This window comes from Ligilactobacillus sp. (genome assembly GCF_036846325.1).
Taxonomy (GTDB): domain Bacteria; phylum Bacillota; class Bacilli; order Lactobacillales; family Lactobacillaceae; genus Ligilactobacillus.
The window spans coordinates 1,434-6,071 of the sequence record NZ_DAIUCE010000102.1 but is presented as its reverse complement, the minus strand read 5'-3'; the positions used below and the strand labels follow the sequence as shown (position 1 = coordinate 6,071).

The 4,638-nt window shown below is 45.7% G+C and carries 5 protein-coding genes; 1 reads left to right on the top strand and 4 read right to left on the bottom strand.

Features of this window, described 5'->3' with window-relative positions:
* Nucleotides 1-53: 53 nt before the first annotated feature.
* On the bottom strand, nt 54-332 hold the full coding sequence (locus V7Z60_RS08440; RefSeq protein ID WP_334117384.1) for a GIY-YIG nuclease family protein: 279 nt from the start codon (nt 330-332) through the stop codon (nt 54-56).
* Complete coding sequence (locus V7Z60_RS08435; protein WP_334117383.1) at nt 325-1,071, bottom strand: tRNA1(Val) (adenine(37)-N6)-methyltransferase; 747 nt, start codon at nt 1,069-1,071, stop codon at nt 325-327. The genes V7Z60_RS08440 and V7Z60_RS08435 overlap by 8 nt, the downstream gene beginning before the upstream one ends.
* A gap of 134 nt (nt 1,072-1,205) precedes the next feature.
* On the opposite strand from V7Z60_RS08435, the gene V7Z60_RS08430 reads away from it, so the two are divergent.
* On the top strand, nt 1,206-1,832 hold the full coding sequence (locus V7Z60_RS08430; protein ID WP_334117382.1) for a lysophospholipid acyltransferase family protein: 627 nt from the start codon (nt 1,206-1,208) through the stop codon (nt 1,830-1,832).
* 115 nt (nt 1,833-1,947) lie between these two features.
* Here V7Z60_RS08430 and V7Z60_RS08425 read toward each other — a convergent pair whose 3' ends face one another.
* Together V7Z60_RS08425 and V7Z60_RS08420 are read right to left on the bottom strand one after the other, a co-directional pair.
* Nucleotides 1,948-3,741, bottom strand: coding sequence for an ABC transporter ATP-binding protein (locus V7Z60_RS08425; RefSeq protein ID WP_334117381.1), 1,794 nt, complete (start codon nt 3,739-3,741; stop codon nt 1,948-1,950).
* The coding region (locus V7Z60_RS08420) for an ABC transporter ATP-binding protein (RefSeq protein ID WP_334117380.1) at nt 3,741-4,638 on the bottom strand (898 nt) is incomplete at its 5' end. The genes V7Z60_RS08420 and V7Z60_RS08425, both read right to left, overlap by 1 nt.

The following is a 4,638-nucleotide window of genomic DNA, read 5'->3' as shown; positions in this document are numbered from 1 at the left end:
ATAACAGTATTAATTATATCAACTAATATTGCTATTGGCAAGAGGAAATTTCATCATCTGCTGAATAATTCCTTTTTTATGCCGTGATTGACCAAATAGGCCACTTTTTCAGCACGTGGCTGGTGCTTGAAGGCATATTCTGCCTTCAACGCACTGGATTTGTCAGAAAATTCTTCGTGATATATCAGCGTGACGGGCCGCCTGCTTTTCGTATACCTGGCTCCCTGTCCGCTGTTGTGCTTTGCAGTACGTGCCTTTAAATCGGTCGTGAACCCTCCGTAAAGCGTTTTATCAGAACAAAGAAGAACATAAAAATAATATTTTTTACCCATACACGATCTTCCTGACTTCTTTCGTGTACTCACCGTTTTCTTCATAGACGAACATTGGCGGCATGAAGCGAAGCCCGCCCGGCCTGCCGTCCTTTATGGCTTCAACGAGGACCATGTTTGCTTCGCGATTTCTTTTTGGATAGACGAACTGCACTCGTTTCGGCTCCAGGCGATGCTTCTTCATCAATTCAATCATTTCGATCAGTCGTTCCGGACGATGCACGTACGAAACCCTTCCGTTCATTTTGAGCAAACCGCTGGCCTGTTCAATCGTCTGTTCAAGCGTCACCGCAAGCTCGTGCCGGGCCAATGCCAGATACTGATTGGGATTTTTCCTGCTGTCTGGCTGATCTTCAAAATACGGCGGGTTGCAGGTCACCGTATCAATCGTGTCCTTTGCCAAATAGTCCAGGACGTTGTTCAAATCGTCGTTGATTACCGTTACGCGTTCTTCCAGACCATTCAGGACAACGCTCCTTCTTGCCATGTCGGCCAGACGCGGCTGAATTTCGACTTCATAGATCTGCGCACTGGATCTTGGCGTCAGAAAAAGACCGACCGCTCCGTTTCCGGCACACAAATCAACTATTTTCTGTTCTTTTTTCTTAGCCGGGTTGGTAAAATGAGCCAATAAAACGGCATCCAATGAAAACGAAAACACCTCGCTGCTTTGAATAATCTTTATGCCGTTTGAAAAAAGCGCATCAACGCGCTCATTTGCATGAATTTCAACATCCATTTTCTTTCCCTCATTCATTTGCTTAGGATATCTACATATTATATCATTTTCCGGTCAGCTTTTCGAAAAACTTGTAATTTATGTCGTTTCATCTTAATATTAGGTGTGAATACATTTTGAAGGGAAGAAAAAAATTGTTCTATTCTTTTATCAGAGTTGTTGCGCGATTTATCGTCTTCGTTTTAAACGGCAGCGCTCACTATGAAAATAAAGATAAACTTCCAAAGGGGAATTACATCCTGGTTGCACCGCACCGTGCCTGGTTTGACATGATCTATTTCGCCCTGGCAGCATCGCCGAAAAAATTCTGCTTTATGGCCAAAAAGGAACTTTTTAAGAATCCAGTCCTGAGATTCATTCTGGTTCATGCCAATGCCTTTCCCGTCGATCGGGAAAATCCAGGTGCATCTGCCATCAAAAAGCCCGTCAAATTGCTTAAAAGCACCGATTTGTCGCTCATAATCTTTCCGTCCGGAACGCGCCATAGCCAGAATCTCAAGGGCGGCGCCGTCTTGATTTCAAAACTTTCCGGAACACCGCTTGTTCCCGTCGTCTACCAGGGACCGGTGACCTTTAAGGATTTATGCAAACGTCAGAAAATTACGGTTCGTTTCGGGGATCCGATTGAAGTCGATCGTAAAATGAAACTGACGGATGAGAACCAGGCTGAAATCCTTGAAAGAATGAATCAGGCATTTGATGAACTTGATAGGGAAATCGATCCGAATTACCGTTATGTCGATCCGCACCCGAAGAAATAACCGCTGCCGTCAGTTTTTCTGGCGGTTTTTTCTTATCATCATCAGATTCGCAAACTGTCTGAAAGCTAAAAAAATACCTGCTGCAATCACTGATGTGATGCAACAGGTATTTTTTCTAGGCTCCCTGCCCCTGCGTCTGCGCACTTTGCATGCGATAAAGCTCAGCATAGCGTCCGTTCAAGGCAAGCAGGCTTTCGTGATTGCCGCGTTCAACGATGTTGCCCTTGTCAAGAACGAGAATCAGGTCAGCGTCCTTGATTGTTGACAGACGGTGGGCAATTGCAATCGTCGTTCTGCCCTTGCGCATCTGATTCATTCCATGCTGAATCATCATTTCGGTCTGAGTATCGATATTTGCCGTTGCTTCATCGAGAATCAAGATCTTAGGATCCCTGACGATTGTCCGGGCAAACGAAAGAAGCTGCCTCTGACCGGCCGAAAAGGCTCCGCCGCGTTCAAAAACCTTTGAATCATATTTTTGCGGAAGTTTTTCGATAAATGACGAAGCATTGACGAATTCAGCCGCTTTCCTGACCTGTTCATCAGTAATCGATTCGTCATACATCCTGATATTCGTCTTGATGTCACCGTAGAACATGAACGGCTCCTGCAGGACAAGTCCCAGCTTGCTCCTCAGTTCGGCTGTCGAATAGTCTCTGATGTCATGTCCGTCAATCAGAATCTGACCACTCGAAAACTCATAAAAGCGCATTAAGACATTGATGATTGAACTCTTGCCGCTGCCGGTATGCCCGACCAAAGCAACGGTCTGCCCCGGTTCAACGGTAAAGTCAATGTTCTTCAAAACCGGATTGTCTTCATCGTAGCCAAAGGAAACATCCTTGAACTCGATTCGTCCGGCAGTGATTTCAGCATCAGAATCTTCATTTTGCTTAGGAGCGTATGTCTTTTCATCCATGATTTTCAAAATGCGGCTTCCGGCAACGATTCCATCCTGAAAAACGGACATGTAGTCCATCACGTTCGTCATCGGATTGAAGAAATTCTGCACATATGACAGAAAAGCATAGATTACGCCTGCTTTGACGAAATTATCCAGTCCCTGCACGCCGAAGTATGTCAAGGTTACCAACTCAGCCAAATTGAACAATAACGTGACAATCGGGAAGAGCAGCAATGAGTTGATCTTGATCATCCTGAAGCGCATCTGCATATATGCTTCGTTTTCATCTTCAAATTCATGCGTGATCCGTTCCTGCTGCCTGAATTGCTGAATAATGCTGATTCCCATCAGAGATTCGTTCAGTTTCGTGTTGATCCGACTGAGATATTCGCGCAGGCGCCGGTAAATTCTGGAACTTAATTTTTCATAAAGATAAGTCGTCGCAAAAATCACCGGCAGAAAAATCAAAGTCAGGCAGGCTAACGAAACGCTCACGCTTGCCATTGCAAAAAATGCTGAAATAACTGAAAAACTTGCGACAAAGATCGTCAGGAAAAGCGTCCAGAAGTCAAATAACGTCTTCGTATCGTTCGTAACTCTTGAAACGATGGAACCTGCAGGCACGTTGTCAAAATATTTGAGTCCCAACGTATGAAGCTTCTTAAAAAGCTCAACGCGAATTTTTTCAAGCGTTCGCTCGGCACCCATTCCGAAGGCAAACTGTTGTATGAACTGAGTTGCCGCTTTAATGACTGTTCCTAAAAAATACAGTCCGGCAAATGCCCAGATCATGTTCATCGTCGTATTCGAATTCGTCAGGTAATGATCAAGATAGTATTGCAATGCACGGGGCAGTGCAATATTGATCAGACTCAGGATAAGTGCAAACACGATTGCCGTAATGAACTGTCCCTTGAATTCCATTGCATACGGAATCAGGCGTTTAATAATCGTTTTCTGCTCTTTTCTGGTAAATGATCTTGCCCAGACTGATTCATGTTTCATTACTCCTCATCCCCCTTTCCAATATTCTGCTCAAGCCGCTGCATCTCAAACGTCTTTTGATACCAGCCGCCATTTTGGGCAAGCTGTTCATGCGTTCCGCGTTCAACGACCGTCCCGTGGTCAATCACGATGATTTCATCGGCTCCCATAACCGAGCTCAGACGGCTGGCAACCATGATTGTCGTGCGGTCCGCACGATTCTTCCTGATTCGTTCAAGAATGTGCTTTTCCGTTTTTGCATCGACAGCAGAAAGCGAATCGTCCAGAATCAGCAGTTCCGGTGAAACCATCAGCGCTCTGGCAATGGCCAGGCGTTGTTTCTGCCCCCCTGAAAGAGAGACGCCCATTTCCCCGACTTCAGTATCATAACCTTCCTGCATCTGAACGATGTCTTCATCAAGATCGGCAGCATAGGCAGCCTTCTCAACTTCTTCCTGGTCAGCCAAAGGCTTGGCAAACCGAATGTTTTCACGAATGCTCGTTGAAAACAGAAAGCTCGTCTGAGGAACATAACCGATTTGCGTCAGAAAATCCTGCATTTGATAATCGCGAATATCATGACTGCCAAACGTGATCCTGCCGTCATAGTCATCAAACTCGCGCATCAGCAGACGCAGAATCGTGGATTTTCCGGCGCCGGTCCGGCCAACGATTCCAAGCACTTTGCCCGGTCTTACCTCAAATCTGACATTTTGCAAGTTGACGCCGCGGTCCTCTTGATCAGGATACTTGAATTCCTTAATGTCAAATGCAAGCTCGCCTTCAACATTGGCATGTTCATCAAGCTTTGGCTGAACCCAGTGATTCTTTTCTCCAAGAAGCAGCATGATCCGGTCGTAGCTGGCTGTGCCGCGTTCAAGAATGTTGAACAGGCGTCCGATGGCAAACATCGGCCAG

Bases quoted from the DNA above. Each gene is read 5' to 3' on its own strand.
- V7Z60_RS08440 (WP_334117384.1), bottom strand. From the start codon at position 332: ATGGGTAAAAAATATTATTTTTATGTTCTTCTTTGTTCTGATAAAACG.
- V7Z60_RS08435 (WP_334117383.1), bottom strand. From the start codon at position 1,071: ATGGATGTTGAAATTCATGCAAATGAGCGCGTTGATGCGCTTTTTTCA.
- V7Z60_RS08425 (WP_334117381.1), bottom strand. From the start codon at position 3,741: ATGAAACATGAATCAGTCTGGGCAAGATCATTTACCAGAAAAGAGCAG.